Below are 23,071 nucleotides of genomic sequence, written 5' to 3' on the forward strand. Positions count from 1 at the left end.
ATAATTAACCACCAGAGAAGGTAATATAGGTTCAAGATTCCTAAAGTTAATTACAGACTCAGGTGTTAGAACCTGAGTCTTCTTATTTAATAAGCCCTCAAATTAAAAACTACTAATAATTACAAATTTCTATTAATTTATTCCTTAGCTCAATAGACATCATTCTAATAATATAAGGCAGTCCCACTTCATAATTTTAAAATCCCATGCTTAAACCAAGTATCCTTTTAATTTTACTTCTGTTATTCTGTAGTGAACTCATCACCGCGCAGGTAAAGATCTCCTCTTGGAATCTGCAGAACTTCGGAAAAACAAAATCAGAATCTGAAATTAATTATGTTGCAGATGTTCTAAATGAATTCGATGTGGTGGCACTGCAGGAGATAGTGGCAGGGTTTGGTGGAACCCAGGCGGTGGCGAAACTGGCAGATGCTTTAAACAGGAAAGGCGCTAAGTGGGACTATGCCGTAAGTGATCCTACTGAAAGCACTCCTTATGCTACAGAGCGTTATGCTTTTTTATGGAAAACAGCCAAGGTAAAACGAGAGGGTAGGGCTTGGCTAGATCGAAATTATGTTGCTGAAATTGATAGAGAACCCTACATGATGGACTTCAATTTTAAAGGTCAGTCCTTTACCCTTGTAAGCTTTCACGCGATTCCAAAAAAGAAACAACCTGAAACTGAGATTAAATACTTCAAGTTCCTTCCTGGTAAATACCCCGATAAAAACTTGGTTTTCTTGGGAGATTTTAACATTCCGCAGAGTCATACGGTATTTAATCCGCTGAAGAAGGCTGGATATCTTTCGGTTTTGGTAGATCAGAAGACCACTATGAAAATGGAATGTGTTGGAGAGGAATGTTTGGCTTCAGAATACGATAATATTTTCTACAATTCAGGGAAACTTAAGTCCTTGAACTTCGGGGTGAAATTGATCTATAAAAGTTTTCCGAATATGAAAGCAGTGCGTCGCATCTCTGATCATATTCCTGTGTGGGCAGAGTTTGAATTTTCTTCGGAAGAAGGGCAATGTCAGTAGTTAATGCAGCAGTATTGAAGTCTGTTAGATCAGACTAGCAAAAAAATTTTTCTTTTGTAAACCTATTCTTCAGGCTGCTTAAATTTCATCCAAGTATCAAGAAGAAAAATCTGCATCCTTCCGTCATTTTTAGTGTCGATAACCATTTGGACCTCCTCTTCATCCACAGCTAAATAAATAAGTCTGCCCATTTGTTGATCTGTCAAATCCATACTATTCTGAATATAATCTCTGTGTCCTTCAAGGATTGCAATGTTTTGAATCTTTTTATCGATGAGGATATTCCGTTTTAATTTTTTGGTTCTCCCGTTGATTGCATTGAGAATTGGATCCACCTGAAGATTTCCGACCAACAAACCCAGAAGATGTATCCATTTAAAATCTCCAGCGGTTTGCAATCTTCTCTCATTCAAAGTAAGAGATTTTATTTCTTTTGGAATGATCCCGAGGCTCACCGCATTTATCCTTGACACATCCGTAACCGTCACTTCCTCCAGTTCATTGGTGCTGCTTTTCATATTTATTATTAAGGAACTTTTCTTTACATCATTGGAATCCACGAATTTGATAAGGTCATACATTGCTACGTGCGAAAAAAGCAGGGTATCCCCGGCTTTGGCAAGTAGCAGGAACTCTCCATAAAGGTTGGTCACCGTAGATCTGCCGGTGGTGATATTTTTTAGGTAAACGTTTTCAAGAAGGCTGTCAATATTTACAACCCGGCCTTCAAGTATTGTCCTTTCCTGCGCGGTTGAGCAAAGCGCAAATAGACTAATTAAAAGAGTGAAAAATATTTTTGTTCTGTACATTTTTTTAGTGTAATGCAAGCATTGCATTTCCCTGTTTTTTTAAAAACCCCATGGGTGCGAAAGTAATATACTAATTAAAGATAACAGGTATTAGTTTTAAACTCTTGAAGAAAATTATTTAATTATTTTCGAAAGAATCTTGTTCTGTGCTAATTCCTGTAATGTTTTTTTAAAGAAATCGTTATCTCAGAAGTAGGTTTATTTGCACACGGAGAGGGGAATTGTATTAGAAACAGGTTTTAGTAGAAATCAGGCTTCAGATATTATTTTCAGTCTATTAAATGATTCTTCTGTTTTCGGATAAGAGATTATTTTCGTCAATTCAGGGAAACTTAAGTCATTGAATTTCGGAGTGGTTTTAATCTATAAAGTTTTCCGAATATGAAAGCAGTGTGCCGCATCTCAGATCATATTCCTGTGTGGGCAGAGTTTGATTTTTCTTCGGAAGAAGGGCAATGTCAGTGGCTAATAAGAGAAATTTTTAAGGATTAATGTTTGATGTATATAATATCAATGGTTCATCTTATTATGGCTTTTAAGCCGACACGCTTTGTCTGATCCTTAACTTAAACTTGTATTGAAATTAAAAGCAATATGAGGAAATTTGAAATAAGCCTTACCGAAGAACAATACCAACACATACAGGAAGAGATCAAATACTCGAACAGAGTTCATTTATCTGAAGGTGTCTTTGGCGGATACGAGCTATGCCTAAGCGTTGGCATCCCGAACGTTTTTGGGGGACAGCTTGAATTGAAGACGAATACTAGTATCGACCTAGGGGAGGTGAAATGGAAAATTCAATGAAAGATCTGAACCACTTTCAGTTACGCGGAAAGAGAGGAAAACGCAATCTATTGATTGTTGGCCTGTATGCGGTGGATAATGATGATTTTATTTCGCGAATAACTTTGCAAAACACAGATGCAATAGCCAAAGAAGAGGCTTGTAATGGCTGGATAAGAGCTAATCCCAGAGACACTTCTCCGGTAACTTTAAGAGGAGTTATTCCGGAGATAGAACCAGACAATTTTAGAAAGTTTGACATTCAGCATTATGTGCATTACAGAAAATTGTCTCTTAAGCCTGAAATCATGATCAATTAAGTAGCCTAATGAAATATGAGATCGAATTTTTTAAAGGGCTTTCCCAAATTGAGGGTCTTGAGAAATTGTTGGGGATAAGCATGATTAAATATGCTTTGATAAGTTCTGTTTTAAAAGGTGTAGATCCATCAACTTTTAAATTAGAGAATCATATGGATCACTGCTTAACGCTGGCTAACGAGAAGTATCTTCTCTTTATAATTTTGGACTCAAATGATTTTATTATCACTGAGATCAACCAAGCAATCAGTTTAATAGATCATTATATTCCTGTAGTAGTAAAACTGGAAAAGGATTTTGAAACTTTAGGGTTTAAAAAGGAGATCAATCTATCTATCCAGAAAATTTGTGAAACTGCAATTAGAAAAGGAGTTTCAAATAAGAACCTGTTTTTAATATTTCTGAGGGTTTTGTTTGATAATGATCCTTACTAATAAAATTTTAGTGTTTACATTACGGGAAAACATTTTCTAAGCTTTAAGAAAAGCTTTAGATTTACTCCGCTTTCAATTATTCTCCAGTTACCCTATCTTCCGGAGATTGATTTTTCAGTAATTAAGCACCCATATTCTATTATAACATATCTACATAAATGAATCAACAAGTACACAATAAACTCGTTTCTTTTATTTGGTCTATTGCAGACGATTACCTGCGTGATGTATACCAACGTGGAAAATACCGAGATGTAATTTTACCAATGATAGTCCTTAGAAGGCTAGATGCACTTCTGGAACCTTCAAAAGATGCCGTAATGGAGGAACTGATTTTTCAAAGAGATGAAGCCGGTTTTACAGAGTGGGATGAAAGCGGACTTTGTGAAGCTTCAGGTTATGTGTTTTACAATACTAGCACTTGGACTCTTCAAAAATTACGAGGCACCGCAACTAATTCTCAACAGATATTGCTGGCTAATTTTGAAGATTATCTTAATGGTTTCAGTTATAATGTAAAGGAGATCATTGAAAAGTTTAAATTACGCAGTCAGGTTCGCCATATGGCAAATAAGGATGTACTATTAAATGTGTTGGAAAAATTCACTTCTCCTCACATCAACCTAACTCCATTTGAAAAAGAAGACCCGGAAGGAAGAAAATTAGCTGCATTGTCTAATTTAGGGATGGGGTATGTATTTGAAGAGCTTATCAGGAAGTTCAATGAAGAAAATAATGAAGAAGCGGGTGAACACTTTACGCCTCGTGAAGTGATAGATTTGATGACCCATATTATTTTTGATCCTGTAAAAGATAATTTACCGCCGGTGATGACTATTTACGATCCCGCATGTGGAAGTGGCGGAATGCTTACGGAAGCTCAAAATTTCATAAAGGATGAAGAAGGAATCATTAAAGCCCTAGGGGATGTATATCTCTACGGAAAAGAGATTAACGATGAAACTTACGCAATCTGTAAGAGTGATATGATGATTAAGGGAAACAACCCTGAAAACATTAGAGTTGGCTCTACACTTTCTACAGATGAATTTGCCGGGAATACCTTCGATTTTATGCTGTCTAATCCGCCTTATGGGAAATCCTGGAGCAGTGAGCAGAAATACATAAAGGATGGAAAAGAGGTTATCGATCCTCGTTTTCAAATTAAATTAAATAATTACTGGGGAGTAGATGAAGATGCAGATGCCATTCCGCGATCTTCAGATGGGCAGTTATTATTCTTAATGGAGATGGTGTCTAAAATGAAACCCTTGACTCAAAGTGATAAAGGAACCAGAATAGCCTCTGTACATAACGGAAGCAGTTTATTTACAGGAGATGCCGGAGGTGGTGAGAGTAATATACGCCGTTATATTATAGAAAACGATTGGTTAGAAGCCATTGTGCAATTACCAAACAACCTTTTTTATAATACAGGAATCACTACTTACATCTGGATATTAAGCAATAATAAACCGGCTACCCGAAAAGGAAAAGTACAACTTATAGATGCCGGACAGTTATATAGAAAGTTGCGCAAGAATTTAGGAAATAAGAATTGCGAATTTTCCCCAAAACACATCACTGAGATTGTTACGGCTTATACCAAAATGAGTGTAAAAGAACGCGAAGGAGAAAAGGGTGTTTCTGCTCAAGTATTCGATAATGCAGATTTCGGATATTACAAAGCTAGCATAGAAAGGCCAAAACGTTTAAAAGCTCAGTTTACCGCAGAACGAATTGAAACTTTGCGTTTTGATAAGAGCTTACAAGAACCTATGCAATGGGCATACACAACTTTTGGAGAAAGTATATATACCAACACCAAGGAACACGAAAAGGAATTGCTAGACTGGTGCGAGAAAAATGACCTGAATCTTTCTTCTGCTAATAAAAAGAAACTCACCAAGGCTGATACTTGGAAGAAACATCTCTATCTGGTAAAAACAGGGATGAGTTTATTAAAGGCGATTGGGGAAAATGAGTATGCCGACTTTAACCAATTTAAAGTATTGGTAGATGCCGAAATTAAAAAGCAGAAACTATCACTAGGTGCTAGCGATAAAAAAGCCATTTTAAATGCAGTAAGTTGGTATGATGCTGAAGCCGAAAAAGTAATAAAAAAGATAGAAAAACTAACTGGCGATAAGCTAAACAAACTTTTAGTGCATTTAGATTGTAAAGAAAGTGATTTAGCAGATTTCGGGTATTTTGCAACTAACAAAAAAGGAGAATATATCACTTACGAAACTGAAAGCGACCTGCGTGATACCGAGAATGTACCCTTAAAAGACAATATACACAGTTACTTTTTACGAGAAGTAAAACCACATGTAGCCGAAGCTTGGATAAATCTGGACGCTACCAAAATTGGTTATGAAATTAGCTTTAACAAATACTTTTACAAGCATACGCCACTGCGTTCTATTGAAGAAGTTACTGCCGATATTTTAGCATTAGAAGAAAAAAGCGATGGTTTAATTGCTGAAATTTTAAACTTAGGGTAAAGTATGGCTTCAGAACTTATTATATATCAAACCGAAGACGGACAAACTAAAATTCAAACACGTTTAGAAAATGAAACTGTTTGGTTAACACAAACACAAATGGCAACGCTATTTGGCAAAGGACGTTCTACCATTACAGAACATATTACTAACATTTTTAAAGAAGGTGAACTAGACAAAGCATTGGTAAGTCGGAAAATCCGACATACCACTCAACATGGTGCTATTGTTGGTAAAACACAAGAAGCCGAAAGCACGTTTTACAATCTCGATGTTATTATTTCGGTTGGTTACAGAGTAAAATCTAATAATGGTACACAATTTCGTATTTGGGCAACCCAAAGACTGCGAGAATATATTGTGAAAGGCTTTACCATAAACGATGATTTATTGAAAGAAGCTGGTGGTGGCAATTACTTTGAAGAATTATTAGAGCGTATTCGTGATATACGTTCGTCAGAGAAAGTGTTTTGGCGAAAAGTATTAGATATTTATGCTACTAGTGTAGATTACAACCCAAATGCTGAAACTTCGCAACAATTTTTTAAAACCATACAAAATAAAATGCATTGGGCAGCACACGGCCAAACCGCCGCAGAGGTTATTTATAGCCGTATAGATCCTGCAAAACCGTATTTGGGACTGACTACTTTTAAAGGCGAACAGCCTACCAAACAAGAGGTGGGCGTGGCTAAAAATTATTTAAATGGAGAAGAGCTAAACATATTAAACCGTATGGTAACTGCTTATTTAGAAATTGCCGAACTACAGGCCTTAAACAGCAAACCAATGTATATGAAAGATTGGTTACAACGTGTAGATGATTTTTTACAATTAACAGGGAAAAATATTTTAACACACGCCGGCAGTATTAGCCATAAGGAAGCGCTAGAAAAAGCAACCCATGATTATACCCAATATAAAGAAAGCATTAAAAACAGTTTGTCTAAGGTTGAAAAAGACTTTATAAAGCAATTGGACCAAACCCATAAACAGCTTAAAAACAAAAAATAATATGGTGGAGGTAGAAAACAGCATACCAAAATATCCTGCTTATAAAGATTCTGGAGTAGAATGGTTAAGAGAGATTCCTGAGCATTGGGAGGTAATTAAATTGAGAAATATTGGCGTTTTTTCTGCGAGCGGAATAGATAAATATATTAAGAATAATGAAAGTATAATTAAAATAATCAATTTTACGGATGTCTATGGAAATAAAAAGGGAACTATCAATTCACTTTTTAAATTTATGGAGGTTACTACTCCTGAATCAAATAGAATTAAACATCTTGTAAATAAAGGAGATTTAGTATTACTTCCCAGTTCTGAGACCTATGAAGAATTAGGGCTTGCCGCATTAATAGATGAAGAACTCGAAAACACATCTTTTTCATATCACGTTATTCGATTTCAATTTGCTAAAGACATCAATCATCCATTTAGAAAATATTTAACAAATAACAATTTTGTTTTAAATCAATTTTCTAGAGCAGGAAAAGGGACGACAAGAAAAATTATTGGTAGAGGAGTGTTTAAAAATATACAGGTAATAATTCCACCATTAAAAGAACAGAATTCAATAGCTCAATTTTTAGATGATAAAACAACAAAAATAGAAGATGCTATCACCATAAAAGAGCGACAAATAAACCTGCTTAAAGAACGCAAACAAATACTCATACACAAAGCAGTTACACAAGGTTTAAATCCAAATGTCAAACTAAAAGACTCTGGTGTAGAATGGATTGGAAAGATTCCTGAGCATTGGGAATTAGTAAAAAATAAAACGCTTTTCCGAGAAAGTAATAAACCTGGAGAGGAAGATCTTCCACTCTTATCTGTATCTATTCATTCGGCTGTTTCTTCTGAAGAACTGGAAGATGATAATAATATTAGAGGTAGGGTCAAAATTGAAGACAAGACAAAATATAAACTTGTTGATGAGCAAGATATAGTTTTTAATATGATGAGAGCTTGGCAAGGAGCGATTGGTTCAGTAAGTGTCAAAGGACTGGTGAGTCCAGCATACGTTGTGGCTACCCCAAACTTAAAATTGAAATCCAAATACTTCGAACATCTCTATCGAACTGATTCCTTTATCCAACAAATGAACCAAAACTCGCGGGGTATTACAGACTTTAGAAAGAGATTATATTGGGATGAGTTCAAACAGTTGTTTACTGTACTTCCAGATCTCCAGGAGCAAGGGAGTATTGTGGAATTTATCGATGGTCTCAACAAGAAGACTGAAAAAGCCGTCAACTTAAAACAACAAGAAATTAGGAAGTTAAAGGAGTATAAGAGTAGTTTGATAAATAGCGCAGTAACTGGGAAGATTAAGGTAAGTTAATATAAATTTTATGAAAACAATTATAGAAAAATATATAGGTAAAAAAGCTTTTGAAGAAAAAGTTGAAAAGTTTTTCGGGAATACTGAATTCGAGGAAGTTTTCACCTCTTTTTTATCCAACTATCTTACAGAGTTGGAAGGAGATAATGCAATTGAAGAAGATGATACTCCCACAACCTTGCTTGAAATACCAAATGATTTTATAGACTGTTATATTGAGTGTAGGAAGGATGGATTTAGCAAAATTTGGAGTATAACGCGAGCGAAATTAAAGATGTCATCTGTTAGGAGTAACGAAGTTTTTAGCTGTTACGAGGAAGTTGCCGCGGTAGATAAAGAAGAAGCTTTAAAAGATCTACATGTTTTTTGCAAACTAAATAATGGAGATAAACGATACACTGATTTTTTAATTGATTATGTAATCAATAATGGTTACTCAGAAAGACCTGTTGAAGAACTTGCAGATGACTTTTCTAAAATTTATAAGAAGCAAATAGAAGGTGGTAAGTCGGAGATCTATGCTAACAAATACGCAAGTTTAATAGCTGAAGATCATTATCATGAGATATATTGTCAAGATTATGCTTTGATTTATGATCAATCCCTCACACACGAGAAAAGTGAAGAATATGCTGAGCAATATGCATCAAAATATGCCAGCGAATTGGTGGACGTTAAAAGAAGAGCCGGTATTTCAGAGGACGAAGAAATACTGGATTTTGCGAAAGATAAAGCCAAGGCTTATATAAATGGTTGGGAATATGCCAATGAAAACAATCTTAAAGATAAATCACTTTTTATTGAATGCTACAGCAACTCTTATCTAAATACAATGTATTCTGATGATCCAAATGATTGTAGAACGATAAAAGAATGCGAGAAATTAGCTTTAAAAAAAGCATTGGAAAAGTTTGAGAAGCGAATAGCATCTAGAAAAACAAAAGACTCAATTGATATCAGGAGTTCTAGAAATTGAAAAATTAAAGAAAAAAAATGGTTGTTTAATAGATTGCTTAGTAACTCGTAAAGTGAAAGTGTGTTGGAATGCGAAAAGAAAATAAATAGATTGTGCAAGAAGAATTAACTTTAAATAATATTGAAAATGTATCGGTAAAGGTGGTTAGTTGTACTTTACGTGAACTCTTAAATTGTAATTCTGATGCTATACCAGGAACTTCCATAGTAGGACAATTACACATACCAGAATATCAAAGACCTTATGTTTGGAAGGAAAAACAAATTAATCAGTTATTGAATGATTATATTGAGTATGACAAAAAAAATGTTGCAGATAAACCTTTATATTATTTAGGAAGTATTCTATTACATCATGATGATGGGAAATTAAATATAATAGATGGTCAACAACGCATAACCACTGCATTACTTATTCAAAAGTTGAAAAATGAAGAAATTAAAAGTGGACTAGAATATTCATCAAGCTCAACTATTAAAAATATTAAAAAAAACTTGAAATACTTAAAAAGTATTCAGGATAAGAATATTTTTGAATTTAGAGAATTTGACGTGTTTGATTTAATCAAATTCGATGAAATTAATATTACTTTAATTATTACTTCTACCCAAGATTTAGCTTACACTTTTTTTGAAACTCAAAACACAGGAGGAGTCCGCCTTGAAGGGAGTGATATTTTAAAAGCTCATCACTTAAGAGCTATAGACTGTAAGAAAACAGTTAATTATCAAGCAAGAAAATGGGAATCTATAGATAGTGATAATGTTGAATATGTAACACAACAATTAACTAAGATTCGTTTTTGGGATAATAGAAAATGGCGACAATTCCCTTTTTACAAAAATAAAATAGGAATCAAACAAGTGCTTATCGATGAATATACTTTAAATACTTCAAGTAATAATGGAGATGTGTCTTTTTACTACAGTGCCGTACAAAACGATGGCGGACGTTTGCTACAAATGCACGAAAGCAATTATAAACAATTAAAGCAACCACTTTCTAACGGTAATAACACCTTGGATTATATTAATGATTATATACATCTGTACGAAGTGCTTTTTGGTAAATTATCAGATCATCGAATAGATGATAATTATTACGAGTTTAGAGATGTAGTTATACACGGTGAAAATGGAACTCTTTTTTTAAAGGAATTGTTTGAAATAGCAATGATTAGTTATGTAAGTAGGTTTGGCTTTTACAAAATGTTTGAGGCTAGCCTTTGGCTATACAGGGTTATTTATTCTTTACGTGTAAGTATGAAAAGAAACGTTAGGGAGGATAGTGTCTTTAAATTTGTTTACGATAAGCAGTTTGTAGATAATATAATAGAGGTATTTACAACCGAAGAATTATTCTTATTTCTTAAAAAACACTATTACTCTTTGGATACATCTTATGCAGATAAAAACAAATCCAAAGGAAAGCATATTAGTACTTTACAGAAATATTTTTCCGGCTTAAATGCTATAGACTACTACAAGAATAATCCACGTGAATTTGATAAACACTTATTATTAAGCATTTCAGATAAAATAAAAGAAAAGCAATAAGATGGATAATATATTTGAAACTAAAATAGTAAGTTTAAAAACCTTAGATAATTATAATTTTTCTATACCAACTTATCAACGTCCTTACGTTTGGGGAGATGAACAATTGAAAAAAATATTAGATGATTTTTATCTAGCATTTAATACTGCACCTAATGACGTCTATTATGTAAGCACCTTTTTAACTAAGGAAAATAATAATGAGGCTGAACTAATAGATGGACAACAAAGATTTACAACGTTATGGTTAATTTCCTTCGTGTTGGATAGCGTATGTGAATCTTCAGAAATTTCTAAGTTTCTTAAAAAAGATGGTAAACTTCGATTAAGTTTTGAAATAAGAAAAGAGGTTGGAGACTTTTTCAGGTCGCTTTTAGAAGAAGAAAATACTTCACAAAGAATATTTGAAGAACAATATATAATTAAGCATCCTTACCTTAAAAATATAGCTAAAGCATTTGTTTTTATAAAAGGGTTCATAGATCAATTACCCGTGACTGAATTGGATGATTTTGGAGATTGGATTTACAGAAATGTACATTTAATTAAAAACACTACACCTAAAAACACCGATCTAAATAAATTATTTTCTACAATAAATAGTGCTGGAATTCAACTAGAGCAAACAGATATTATAAAAGCAAACCTGTTAAGTCTTATAGACGAAAAAACGAAGTATAGTAGAATATGGGAGTCCTGCGAAAACATGAATAATTTTTTTGAACGCAATGCAAGGGATTCCTTTCCGAGCACAAAATGGGAGGCTGTACATATGCAGGATTTTACATTTTTTAATGATGCTGTTTTTAAATATCAATCTGAAAATTTAAGAGATAAAAGGAATTCTGAAATATTTAATATTGATAATTTTAATATTGATGAATTAGAAGAATATAAAAGACCAGAGTATAAAAGTTTAAATGAAGAAACGCGAAAATCTGACGAGATATATTGTAGATCTGTAATTAGCTTCGGTCAGATTTTGTTGCATACATATCGTATTCACTTGTATCGTGAAAAAGGTCTTAACGATTTTGAGGGCACCTTTCATGTGTCAAGATTAATCGAAATATTTAATGAACTAGTATTGCGTAAAAATCCAGAAGAGATCAAACGTTTTTTTTTACTGCTTTGGGATATTCGATACCTATTCGATAAATACATAATTAAATGGATTTCTGATGTAGATACTAAATCAGAATCTTTAGAGCTAGTTAACATTAATCGAAATAAAGAAAGTTACTACAGTCGTAGCAAATACGAAAAGTCTGAAAGTTTAATGCTTCAAAGTGTACTGTATTTCACAGGTGATTATTTAAGGCAATATTGGTTGACAACTTATCTGAATTATCTGCATAAAAATCATTCTAATCTTTCCCCTACAGATGAGAAACACTTAAATTATTTGGAGAAACTAGATAATACCTTTTCAATTTGTAAATCAATCACAGATAAAGAACTCTCTTGGAGTTTAATGGGTCAGGATTTTGAAATTGAAAAACGTTTTAACATAAAAGAATATTTAAATTCTAATCAAGGAACTAGGTTTAAACATTATTGGTTTCAGAAACTAGAATATATTATATGGAAAAATTGGAAGTTCGAAGAAACAGATGAATTTAAAAGTTACAAAATAACTTCCAAAAATTCAATTGAACATATCTATCCTCAAAACCCGGAAAACATTTTGAATCATCCAGAGATTAAAGATGAATATCTCCATTCTTTTGGAAATTTAGTTTTATTAAGTGTTTCTCAAAATTCTGAGTACAGTAATAAATCTGTAAGTGTTAAAAAATCAATGTTCAAAGAGAAAAGAGACGCTTATGATACATTAAAGTCTTATTATATTTTTGAAAAATCTGCTCACCCATGGAATATAGATTCCATAAAAGAGCATCAAAAAGAGATGATAAAAAAAATTACTAAGCATTATTTCAATGAATAGTAAAACCAATGAAAAAGCTTTAAAAGATTCAATACAGGAAATGCTATCTGGTAACAAGATTGCGATGATAAAGTAGTAAGATCTTTCAGATTAGGTAGCGATTCCAAAAAATTCATAATGTATATACCTTATTGGGCATGATTTTATTTAACTTGAAATTATAAAAATCGAAAAAAACCAGTGTTTGTAGGGGTTTCTTATTTGACGGGAATTCGGAAAATGACAGATTGTGGGTTTTAAAACCAATAATTATACTGTAGATGTTTATTTGATTAGAATTAGGAAGTAGTTGTTAAACCATTAAATATCAAGGATTTCTTATTTGACTGGAATTCGGAAAACAAAATTATAGCATGCATAGCCAAACCAACGAACAAGCTTTAGAAGCAGCCATACAGGAAACACTTTCTGGTACCACCATAGAGATGATAAAGGAGCAAAATCCTTTGGCTAATATTGCAGAAGAATCTGAGCAATATCTTTTAGGGAAAGGCTATTATATTGGTAATCCCGATGATTTTGATGCAAAATATGCTATTGATAATAGAAGATTCTGGAATTATCTGAAGGAAACCCAAAAGGAGGAACTCGAGAAACTTCAAAGGCATGGCGATTGGAAATTAAAGATCCTGGAACGTCTGGACAGGATGATCAAAAAATATGGAGTCCTCCAAATTTTAAAGAAAGGTTTGGATGTAGATGATGCGCATTTCACTTTGTTTTATCAGGCCCCACTAGCAAGTAGCAGCATTCGCGTAAAAAAACTTTTTGAAAACAATCAGTTTAGCGCCACTAGGCAATTAAGATATTCTGTAGATAATCCTCGGGAGGAGATCGATATAGTAATCTTTATTAACGGGCTACCAATTATTACCGCAGAATTAAAAAATCACTGGACCGGGCAGAATGCTAAAGTACATGCCCAGAAGCAATATAAATTTGACCGGGATATCAAACAACCATTGCTAAATTTTGGCCGCTGCCTAGTGCATTTCGCTGTAGATACCGATGAGATTTATATGACTACGAAGTTAAATGGAGAGAACACCTTCTTTCTACCTTTCAATAAAGGAGATAATAATGGGAAGGGAAATCCTGTAAATCTAAACGGACATAAAACTGCCTATCTCTGGGAAGAAGTTTTAACCAAGAAAAGTTTAGCTAACCTTATTCAGCATTTCGTAAGATTAGACGGGAAATCAAAAGATCCATTGAATTCCAGAACGTTGTTCTTTCCAAGATACCAACAGATGGATGTGGTTAGAGAGATCATAGATCACGCTGCAAAGAACGGAGTAGGGCAAACGTATCTCATTCAGCATTCGGCAGGTTCAGGAAAATCCAATTCTATTACCTGGGCGGCATTTCAGCTTATAGAATCCTATCCACAGAAGGAAGGGCTTCATGGAAGTATTGGAATGGAAAAGCCTTTATTTGATTCAGTAATAGTTGTAACCGATAGGCGCTTACTGGATAAGCAGATCAGGGATAATATAAAGGATTTTTCAGAAGTTAAAAATATTGTGTCTCCGGCATATTCTTCTAAAGAATTACGAGAAAGTTTAGAAAGCGGAAAAAAAATCATTATTACCACAATTCAGAAGTTCCCTTTTATAATTGATGGAATATCAGATCTTAGTGATAAGCGTTTTGCTGTAATTATAGATGAAGCTCATAGTTCTCAAAGCGGTTCAGCGCACGATAAGATGAATCAATCTATGGGGCAGAAGGATCAGGAAGAGGATGAGGAGGAAGATGTGCAGGACAAGATCATCAAAGCTATGCAATCTAGAAAGATGCGTGGGAATGCTTCTTATTTTGCCTTTACTGCAACCCCAAAAAATAATACATTAGAAAAATTTGGAGTAAAAGAGGAAGATGGTTCATTTAAGCCATTTCATTTATATTCCATGAAACAAGCTATTGAAGAAGGATTTATTCTGGACGTTCTGGCAAACTACACTACCTATAAGAGTTATTATGAAATAGAAAAGTCTATTGAAGAAAACCCTTTATTTGATTCGCAAAAGGCACAAAAAAAATTAAAGGCTTTTGTAGAAAGCGATCAGCGAACAATAGATACCAAAGCTGAAGTGATTCTGGATCATTTCATTCCTAATATTGTGAATAAGAAAAAGCTTAAAGGGAAAGCCAAGGCTATGGTAGTAACTCAAAGTATAATATCGGCTATACGCTACTACAAAGCATTAAGTAGAATTCTAGGTGAAAAAGGAAATCCATTTAAAATCCTAGTTGCATTTTCCGGCTCTAAAACTGTAGATGGAATTGAATATACCGAAGCCGATATTAATGGGTTTGGAGAAAAAGATACCAAAGATAATTTTGATAAAGATGAGTATCGAATATTGGTGGTTGCCAATAAATATTTGACCGGGTTCGATCAGCCAAAGCTTACTGCGATGTACGTGGATAAAAAGCTTCAGGGAGTTATGGCTGTTCAAGCTTTGTCAAGATTAAATCGGTCTGCAGACAAACTTGGAAAGAAAACAGAGGATATTTTCATCCTAGATTTCTTTAATTCTACAGATGATATTAAAGCATCTTTTGATCCTTTTTATACAGCAACATCCTTAAGTGGCGCAACAGATATTAATGTTCTGCATGACTTAAAACAAACGCTGGATGAAACCGGGGTTTACGAGCAGGAAGAAGTAGAGTTGTTTTGCGAGAAGTTCTTTTTAAAAGAGGATGCGCAGAAATTGAGTCCTATTATTGATATGGCCGCCAATCGTTTTAATAAAGAACTTGAATTGGAGGATGAGGACAAAGCCGACTTTAAAATAAAAGCAAAGCAATTCGTAAAGATCTACGGACAAATGGCAGCTATTATGCCTTATGAAATGATGGCCTGGGAAAAATTATTTTGGTTCCTGAAATTTCTTGTTCCGAAACTGATCGTGAAAGATAAAGATGCAGATGATCTTGATAAATTACTAGAGTCTGTAGACCTGTCTACCTATGGTCTTGAACGCACTAAATTGAATGATAGTATTGGTTTAGATGCTTCAGCTTCAGAATTGGATCCACAGAATGCAAAACCGCGTGGAGCCCATGGAGAGAAAGAGGAAGATATTCTTGAAAGCATTATAAGAAACTTCAATGAAAAATGGTTTCAGGGCTGGGAAGCAACACCAGATGAGCAGCGGACAAAATTCATACAATTAAGTAAGCATATTCAAGCACACCAGGATTTTCAATCCAAGGTGGCAGATAATGGCGATAGACAAAATAGCGACCTCGCATTAGAAAAGATCATTGAAGATGTAATGCGAAAACAGCGAAAAAATGAGCTTGATCTTTATAAGTTATATGCCAAGGACGAAGGCTTCTATCAAGCATTTTTTGATACCATGAAGAGGATGGTTTCTCGAGACCGAATTTAAATATATGGATAAGAACATTAAGCAAAAATCTATTTTAGATTTTGTCAGTTTTAAATCACCCACCTTAGAGCAAAGGAATGCTTTAATTGCTATGTCTGATTTTGTTTCAACTTCTAATTCAGAAGATTTTCTTATTCTTAGTGGTGCAGCCGGGACTGGAAAAACATCCATTACCACTAGTTTGATAAAATATTTGAACCATCAAAATGTTCAATTTAAAATCGCAGCACCTACTGGCAGAGCAGCCAGAATCCTTGGTAAAAAAGCTGGAGCTACCAGTACAACTATTCATTCACTAATATATAATTCTGTATCCGATCCTAATACAGGTGAAGTGAACTTTAAATTGAAACCTAATACGGTTAAAGATTATTCAGTTTATCTTTTAGATGAAGCCTCAATGATTTCATCAATCATTACAAATGATGAAGAAAGTTTATTTGTGAGTACGAACTCCCTTCTTAATGATCTTGTGAAATTTGTAAAAGATGGAAACCTTCGAAACAAATTAATTTTATTAGGAGATAGAAATCAGTTACCACCCATTCAGGAAGAATATTCCAAAGCTCTTTCTAAATCATATTTGGAGGAGAATTATCAATTGTCAGGTGAGTCATATAGACTTACAGAAGTTAAGCGTCAGCAAAAAGACAGCTATATTTTAAAGAATGCTGTAACTGTTAGGGAAGCAATTGATAATAATATGCCCCCGGAAGATTTGGTAGATTTAGAAGTGCAAAGAATGAACACCGCAGCACTGAATTATATCCAGGAGTATAAAAATTATGGATTGGAAGGAAGTATCTCGATTGCAGCAACTCATAAAATGAACCAACTCTTTAATAGAATAGTAAGGGAATATATGTATGGTAAGTTTGCGGATGAACTTGTGGAAAATGATTTGTTACTTATAATTTCTTCATGGAGAAGAAAAGCAAAAGAATTATATAGTGGGGATCACGTAATTGTAAAGAAAATTGATCTTGATGAAACAGAAATTATTGCTGGGCTAAGATTTGTTCCTGTGAAATTAATGTTTAAAAACTTGTTAGATAAGGAGGAGTTTTTAGATGATTATTTGCTTTTAGAATGCCTAGAACAGTCTAAAGGGCTTAATGCAGAGCAAGAAAAAAGATTGCGATTTGAACGATTTAGAGCAAATAAAATATATCAAAAGTCAGGTAATCCGGCTGATGATAAATATGTAGGAGCTATAAGAGCTACTTATGGACACTCCATTACCTGTCATAAAGCGCAAGGCGGGGAATGGAAAAAAGTTTACTTAAATTCTTACTATATGCCAAGTTTAAGATACCAGTATACGGCTATTACAAGAGCTAAAGACGAATTGATTTTGTATTAAATGATATTAGAAATCACCTTTATACAAGGCGGAATGCTAGAATTTGAAAGAACAGGTATATATCCCGAATACCTGTTGTTCAATTTAAAAGGTTCTAAACAGAATTGGAGAGTGAAAATTAAGAATAAACCACAGGAGGGTATTCTAAAAAGTAAGGGTATACCGGTTTATGAATATAGTTTTGATGGACACTGGTGCAAATTTAGAAAAGTCAATAAAAATGCTTCGATTTCAAAATGGATGGAGCCGGAAACTATAAGTATTGAAAGGAGAGATTAAAAATAAAATGTTGAAAACCCAAATCACGAACCCACTAGTTAAATTCAATTCTAAAATTGATGCTTACACAAACAAGACAATAAGAAAACATACTTTTTGGTTAGTATTCTTTATTAGTCTATTCTCATCTCAATTCTTATTAGCCCAATGTCCTAGCGGGGATGTTACATTAGAAAGTCAGCAACAAATAACTAATTTTGTGGCCACCTATCCTTCTTGTACAAATATAAATGGAAGCCTTTTAGTGAGAAGTGAAGAGGTTACTGATCTTTCCTTTTTAAAAGATATGATATCCATCAATGGAGATTTGACTATTCAGAATACCAAAGCAATTGAACTTTCACTAAGCAATCTTGAAAATGTTGATGGTGATTTTAATATTTTCGGAAATTATGATTTGCTTTATGTATGTGTTCCCAATATAAGTTTTATTGGAGGAGGCCTTAATTTATTGGGTATGTCCTATGCAAATACCCTTACAGGATTCGATCAAATTAAATCTCTCAAATTTTTTATTTTTGAAGATAACGGGTTTGTAGAAATTTTGCCAGCCTTTAATAACTTGGAAGTTATATTAGAGGATTTAACTATCATTGCCAATCCAAGCCTAAAAGAGATTCTAGGTTTTCAATCCCTCACCTGCGTAAAAAATATATCGATTATTGGCAATGAAGGTTTAAAGATTATTAATTCATTTTCATCGATAGCGAGTCTAGTTGGTGATTCTGGTGGATTACGGATCACCGATAATCCTATCCTAGAATCTATTACAGGCTTTCAAAGCTTAGAGAGTGCTCAGCATTTAATATTCGATAATAATGCAGGCTCTGGGGCTCCTAATTCATTCCCTAGCTTCCCTTCCTTGCGCAGTGCAGATCATATTTACTTAACACAGCTCATAATGCCGCAAACCTACACGGCCTTTAATAATCTAGTTCAGATAAATGATTTAAAGATTGAATCGCTTAGGAATTTAAAAAGTTTAAAAGGTTTTAATAAAACACAATCCACCAAGAATTTGTGGATAGATAATAACATAGATCTAGAGACTATTGAAGGCTTTGAAAATCTTAAGCTAATTAATGGATCATTTAAACTTAGTAATAATATTAAGTTGTTTGAGGTAAATGCATTTAAGTCCGCAGAATATGTTGAGAATGCTTTTTGGTTATTGAATAATAGTTTAACAAATTTCGATTTTCTTGAAAATTTACATGATGTAAGTTCAAATGATTCAGATATTTTTATACAGGCTATGCCAACACTTCAGGATTGTTCTGGTCTTTCCAATCTTCTAAAATATGGTAGTATATCTAATAATATTAATGTCTCTACAGGTGCCTTTGGTTGCAATACTAGAGCAGATATTGAGGCGGCAGCAGATACCGATAAGGATGGAATTTTAGATGTTAACGATTTAGATGATGACAATGATGGTCTTAGGGATCTTGAAGAAAATGCTGGGAATGAGTTCTTAGATACCGACGGGGATAACTTGCCAGACCATGTAGATCTTGACAGCGATAATGATGGATGCCCGGATAAAGAAGAAGGTATTCTGTTTTTTCAGCAACCTACTTTATCCCCTCAGATAACGAAAAATCCTGAGTTTTTGGAGGTGAGTGCTGGCAATTCTGCAAGCTTTTCCGTAGAAACCATTAATGCAGATAGGTTTCAATGGCAGGTTAGTAAGGATAACGGAAATACTTGGGAAGATATTGATGCAAATACTATTTATAGTGGAGTTAAAATTTCTGTGCTAACAATTCAAAATACCACGAAAGAGTTTCATAATTATTTGTTCCGTGTTAATATTTCTAATAGTGGAAATTCCTGTACAGCTCAAATCACTTCTTATTTTGCTTCGCTAATTGTGAAATCAAGTGTTTTAGGAGATCCAGGAGAAGATACACAATTAGAATTCTGCCCTTCCTCAGGGAAAATTGATCTTTTCTCCTTAATTGAGGGCACTCCGGAAAAAGGAGGGCAATTTAGTCCACCATTAAATAGCGGGACTTCTGTGTTTGATACTTCGATGGATGCTGAAGGAACCTATCGCTATTGGTTTAGAGATGATAACTGCCAAACAGCAAAGTCAGAAATTTCTATCAGTTTTAATGATACTCCAACGGCAGGGTCAGATGGAGAATTAAGTATTTGTAAAAGTTCAGCCCCTGTAGATCTATTCACTATACTTAACGGCACACCTACTGCTGGAGGTACTTGGTCTCCTGCTTTATCTGGTGGAGAAAGTGTATTTGACCCTAAGCTTGACAGCAGCATAAAGTACACATATACTGTAGGCGCTACAAATTGCAATCCAACTTTTGCGGAGGTGGTTATAAATTTAATAGAAGAAGAACCTAATGCGGGAGAAGACGCAAGCCTTGAGCTTTGTGAAAATGATGGGCCTATAGATCTAAAACCTTTATTAGGACCAAATGCAGATGATAATGGCGAATGGACACCAATTTTAATAAATGGCATCTTCGATCCGAAAGTGAATGACAGCGGAATCTATGAGTATAAAATTGATAATAAAACTTGTGGGGTAAGTTCCTCCTTTGTAACGGTTACGGTAAATTCTATTCCTGATTCGGGGGTTTCAACTTCCATATCATTATGTGAAAATAGCCCAATAGTTGACCTTTATGATATTCTAGGGCCTAATGTAGATAGAGATGGTAAGTGGTCTCCACCATTACTTAATGATAATGGAACTTTTAATCCACAACAGGATTCCCCGGGAATCTATACATATAAATTGAACAACAATTGCGGCAGTTCCAGTTCTGAAGTAATAATTGAATTAGACGCGAATGTCTCGATTAATAATTATGAAATAAACACTTCAGAATTTAATGAAAATGCATTTTTAGAGATAAACGTTTTGGAAATAGGGAATTTTGAATATTCCCTTGACGGTGAAAATTATTATGCTAGTAATAGATTTTTAAACCTATCTGGAGGTGAACACCGAATTTTTGCCAGAGAAGTGGACGGGTGCAGAACCTTATCAGATTCCGTTATGATCCTTGATTTTCTTAAAGTTTTTACTCCGAATGGTGATGGCATTAATGAATATTGGAAAATTACTGGATTTGAAGGAGAAGTATATGAGATTTATATATATGATCGTTATGGAAAACTATTAAAGGTACTGAACCCAAACGATAAAGGTTGGGATGGAATTTTTAATGGTAAACCTATGCCTGCAGATGATTATTGGTTCAAAGCACAAATGGCAGATGGGAAAACATATGGAGATCACTTTTCCTTGATTAGGTGATTCAGCTTTTCAGATCAAAATTGTTTATTTACATACTTCTCTTAAATACTCATAGATCATAACCATAGCTAGGGTGTCTAATTCACAATAGCGCAGTAATCCTTTCTTAATAGCTGCTCGTTCTATTTCCGGGACGTCCGGGAACTGTAATTTGGCATAAGCAAACAAAGCAGCTCCACCATCTTTAATTTCAGTTAGACTTTCTGAAACTTGCTCTAATTTTTCATTGTCCCATCCATCAAAAAGTGGAGGTAATGCTTTATAAGGATTAATGGGTTTCCCATTCTCCATTTCACAAAACACATGATCCATGTCAAAATTCTTACTTGTTAAGTCAATGGTAGTTAGTTTGTTTTGATATTTCTTCTGAAGATATTCACTAGAACCTAGAACTGCAGGTAAAATGGCTTTTATGGAATTGGAACCTCCTGTTGATGGATCGTAATAGTAATTCACCACGGTTTTTTGAAGGTCTATCATATCCCTTTCGCCACACCATGACTTGGCGTTTTTACCAGTATTATGACTTATGCTTTCAATAAATTCTAGCAACTCTTGTTTATCAAGCTCCTTAGATTTTAGTAACTGATTATAGATAACATTTACAATGGTGTTTTCATGATTGTGGTATCTGAAAATACTGCCTTTATTTTCAGAAAGAGAATCTCTTAAGGCACGAATAAAATCGAAGTTGGGGATTACTCCAATTTCTGTATTTAGATATTCATTGTGATGTACTACTCTGCCATCTTCATATACTATATGATGACTAAACTGAAAGGCTATCTGTTCATATGGTTTCATACCAGCCATAAAAGGAATGGCAACCGCAGTGGTTTCAAAATCGATAAAATTCAATGGGAATTTCCAAGAATCCAGTTCCATCCTTAAGTTTTCTATATCAAAATAGGGAGTAGCATCGTCTTCTTGATGTTTACTTATCTGAAGCCATTGGCGTTCGGAACGGCTCATTTTGCCGGCTTCGGGGCGAATGTTGAGGTCATTCTCTGTTAATTCATCCATAAAATACCGACCTTCCTCTATCGCATTTTTCACAGGATTGTACCAAACATTATATACTTTAGGACGGTCTATTTTATGATCTGGAAGTTGAAGTTGTTCCCTCCAACATTCGTGAAAGCCACTTTTATATCCCTCTGCTAAATCTCTAACCTGGAATTCACAGCCTTTACAATGAGCACCTATTTCAGTAAATAACTTTATATCTTCCTGATAATGCTTTTTAAAATGAGCAAGCGTTTCTGTGAAAGAGCTATTGGTATCTATGGGGTTATCTTTTAGAATGAGATCCACTTCCGCGCTTACATTTAATAAGCACAAAATAGGATCTCCAATGTCATCTTTAGTAAGTCCTTCTCTTTTCTCAATACCAGTTCGTAATTGTGAATCGGCAACCACTTTAAAGCATTGGTGTAATCCATCCACGGTAGTAATCGCATTCTTATCGACTAATTTGAGATAGGATGTAATTTGCCATTCCGGATAGCATAAATGCATTACATGTTTTTGAAAAGCAATATCATATAAGTAGATATCCCAGCCGCCACTCAAATTGCCTTTGGAATTTATAAAAGAATCATGTGAGTTGCTATTGATCGATTTGGCTTTAACCTCTATTAGTCTGATCTTATTTCCTTTTTTCTCTAAGATGTCTACTCTGATAAAAAGACCATCTATTAGAAAAGCAGGTTCGAAGATGGTCACATTCTCCTGCTTTAATAATTCCGCTGTTTTATCTGCCAGTAACTGATAATTATAATCTTTACCCAGAATAGCAATTCCAGCTGGATGATCCATCCTTGCCAATTCTTCAACCTGAAATCCACCTTGCGCCAAACCTTCCAAAAATGAATCTGTTTCACTTTGGTTCTCATACTCACTCTTACGGGTGTAGAAAAGCTTTGTTGGACAATCTAAAGCCAGTTTAAATCGGGATTTGGTAAGATATCTTCTTTTCAGATTTTTCAAGAGGAGATTATTAATTTGAAG

The 23,071-nt window shown here is 34.2% G+C and carries 16 protein-coding genes; 14 read left to right on the forward strand and 2 right to left on the reverse strand.

The window, feature by feature from the left end:
• Positions 1 to 206: 206 nt before the first annotated feature.
• Positions 207 to 1,040, forward strand: coding sequence for an endonuclease/exonuclease/phosphatase family protein (locus ES724_RS08905; protein ID WP_146932226.1), 834 nt, complete (start codon positions 207 to 209; stop codon positions 1,038 to 1,040).
• A gap of 62 nt (positions 1,041 to 1,102) precedes the next feature.
• Here ES724_RS08905 and ES724_RS08910 read toward each other — a convergent pair whose 3' ends face one another.
• Positions 1,103 to 1,849, reverse strand: a complete 747-nt coding sequence (locus tag ES724_RS08910; RefSeq protein ID WP_146932227.1) for a carboxypeptidase-like regulatory domain-containing protein — start codon at positions 1,847 to 1,849, stop codon at positions 1,103 to 1,105.
• A 594-nt stretch (positions 1,850 to 2,443) separates the two neighbouring features.
• On the opposite strand from ES724_RS08910, the gene ES724_RS08915 reads away from it, so the two are divergent.
• The 13 genes from ES724_RS08915 to ES724_RS08975 all read left to right on the forward strand — a co-directional run bounded on the left by ES724_RS08915 (position 2,444) and on the right by ES724_RS08975 (position 21,061).
• Entirely contained in the window at positions 2,444 to 2,656 is a 213-nt protein-coding gene (locus tag ES724_RS08915) for a hypothetical protein (RefSeq protein WP_146932229.1), read from the forward strand.
• Positions 2,653 to 2,955, forward strand: a complete 303-nt coding sequence (locus ES724_RS08920) for a hypothetical protein (protein ID WP_146932231.1) — start codon at positions 2,653 to 2,655, stop codon at positions 2,953 to 2,955. The genes ES724_RS08915 and ES724_RS08920 overlap by 4 nt, the downstream gene beginning before the upstream one ends.
• Before the next feature lie 8 nt (positions 2,956 to 2,963).
• Positions 2,964 to 3,389, forward strand: a complete 426-nt coding sequence (locus ES724_RS08925; protein WP_146932233.1) for a hypothetical protein — start codon at positions 2,964 to 2,966, stop codon at positions 3,387 to 3,389.
• A gap of 158 nt (positions 3,390 to 3,547) precedes the next feature.
• Complete coding sequence (locus ES724_RS08930; protein ID WP_146932235.1) at positions 3,548 to 5,896, forward strand: type I restriction-modification system subunit M; 2,349 nt, start codon at positions 3,548 to 3,550, stop codon at positions 5,894 to 5,896.
• Between the two features lie 3 nt (positions 5,897 to 5,899).
• Positions 5,900 to 6,910 carry a virulence RhuM family protein gene (locus tag ES724_RS08935; protein ID WP_146932237.1) on the forward strand — a complete coding sequence of 337 codons (1,011 nt, stop codon included), beginning with the start codon at positions 5,900 to 5,902 and terminating at the stop codon, positions 6,908 to 6,910.
• Between the two features lies 1 nt (position 6,911).
• Entirely contained in the window at positions 6,912 to 8,246 is a 1,335-nt protein-coding gene (locus ES724_RS08940; RefSeq protein ID WP_146932239.1) for a restriction endonuclease subunit S, read from the forward strand.
• Positions 8,247 to 8,256: 10 nt separating this feature from the next.
• The gene (locus ES724_RS08945) at positions 8,257 to 9,222 is read left to right on the forward strand and encodes a hypothetical protein (protein ID WP_146932241.1); all 966 of its coding nucleotides are present in this window, start codon (positions 8,257 to 8,259) and stop codon (positions 9,220 to 9,222) included.
• A gap of 92 nt (positions 9,223 to 9,314) precedes the next feature.
• Positions 9,315 to 10,778: a DUF262 domain-containing protein gene (locus tag ES724_RS08950; RefSeq protein WP_170249874.1), complete on the forward strand. Its 1,464-nt coding sequence runs from the start codon at positions 9,315 to 9,317 to the stop codon at positions 10,776 to 10,778.
• A gap of 1 nt (position 10,779) precedes the next feature.
• Positions 10,780 to 12,726: a DUF262 domain-containing protein gene (locus tag ES724_RS08955; protein WP_146932245.1), complete on the forward strand. Its 1,947-nt coding sequence runs from the start codon at positions 10,780 to 10,782 to the stop codon at positions 12,724 to 12,726.
• A 353-nt stretch (positions 12,727 to 13,079) separates the two neighbouring features.
• A complete protein-coding gene (locus tag ES724_RS08960) occupies positions 13,080 to 16,130 on the forward strand; it encodes a type I restriction endonuclease subunit R (protein ID WP_146932247.1) in 3,051 nt (1,016 codons plus the stop codon).
• A gap of 4 nt (positions 16,131 to 16,134) precedes the next feature.
• The gene (locus ES724_RS08965) at positions 16,135 to 17,493 is read left to right on the forward strand and encodes an ATP-dependent DNA helicase (RefSeq protein WP_146932248.1); all 1,359 of its coding nucleotides are present in this window, start codon (positions 16,135 to 16,137) and stop codon (positions 17,491 to 17,493) included.
• Complete coding sequence (locus ES724_RS08970; protein ID WP_146932250.1) at positions 17,494 to 17,772, forward strand: hypothetical protein; 279 nt, start codon at positions 17,494 to 17,496, stop codon at positions 17,770 to 17,772. It begins immediately after the preceding gene.
• Positions 17,773 to 17,779: 7 nt separating this feature from the next.
• Entirely contained in the window at positions 17,780 to 21,061 is a 3,282-nt protein-coding gene (locus tag ES724_RS08975; RefSeq protein ID WP_146932251.1) for a T9SS type B sorting domain-containing protein, read from the forward strand.
• 24 nt (positions 21,062 to 21,085) lie between these two features.
• On the opposite strand, the gene ES724_RS08980 is transcribed toward ES724_RS08975, so the two are convergent.
• Positions 21,086 to 23,050 carry a DUF2779 domain-containing protein gene (locus ES724_RS08980; RefSeq protein WP_246136851.1) on the reverse strand — a complete coding sequence of 655 codons (1,965 nt, stop codon included), beginning with the start codon at positions 23,048 to 23,050 and terminating at the stop codon, positions 21,086 to 21,088.
• Positions 23,051 to 23,071 lie beyond the last annotated feature (21 nt).

The sequence above is a fragment of the Gillisia hiemivivida genome (assembly GCF_007997295.1).
GTDB lineage: Bacteria > Bacteroidota > Bacteroidia > Flavobacteriales > Flavobacteriaceae > Gillisia > Gillisia hiemivivida.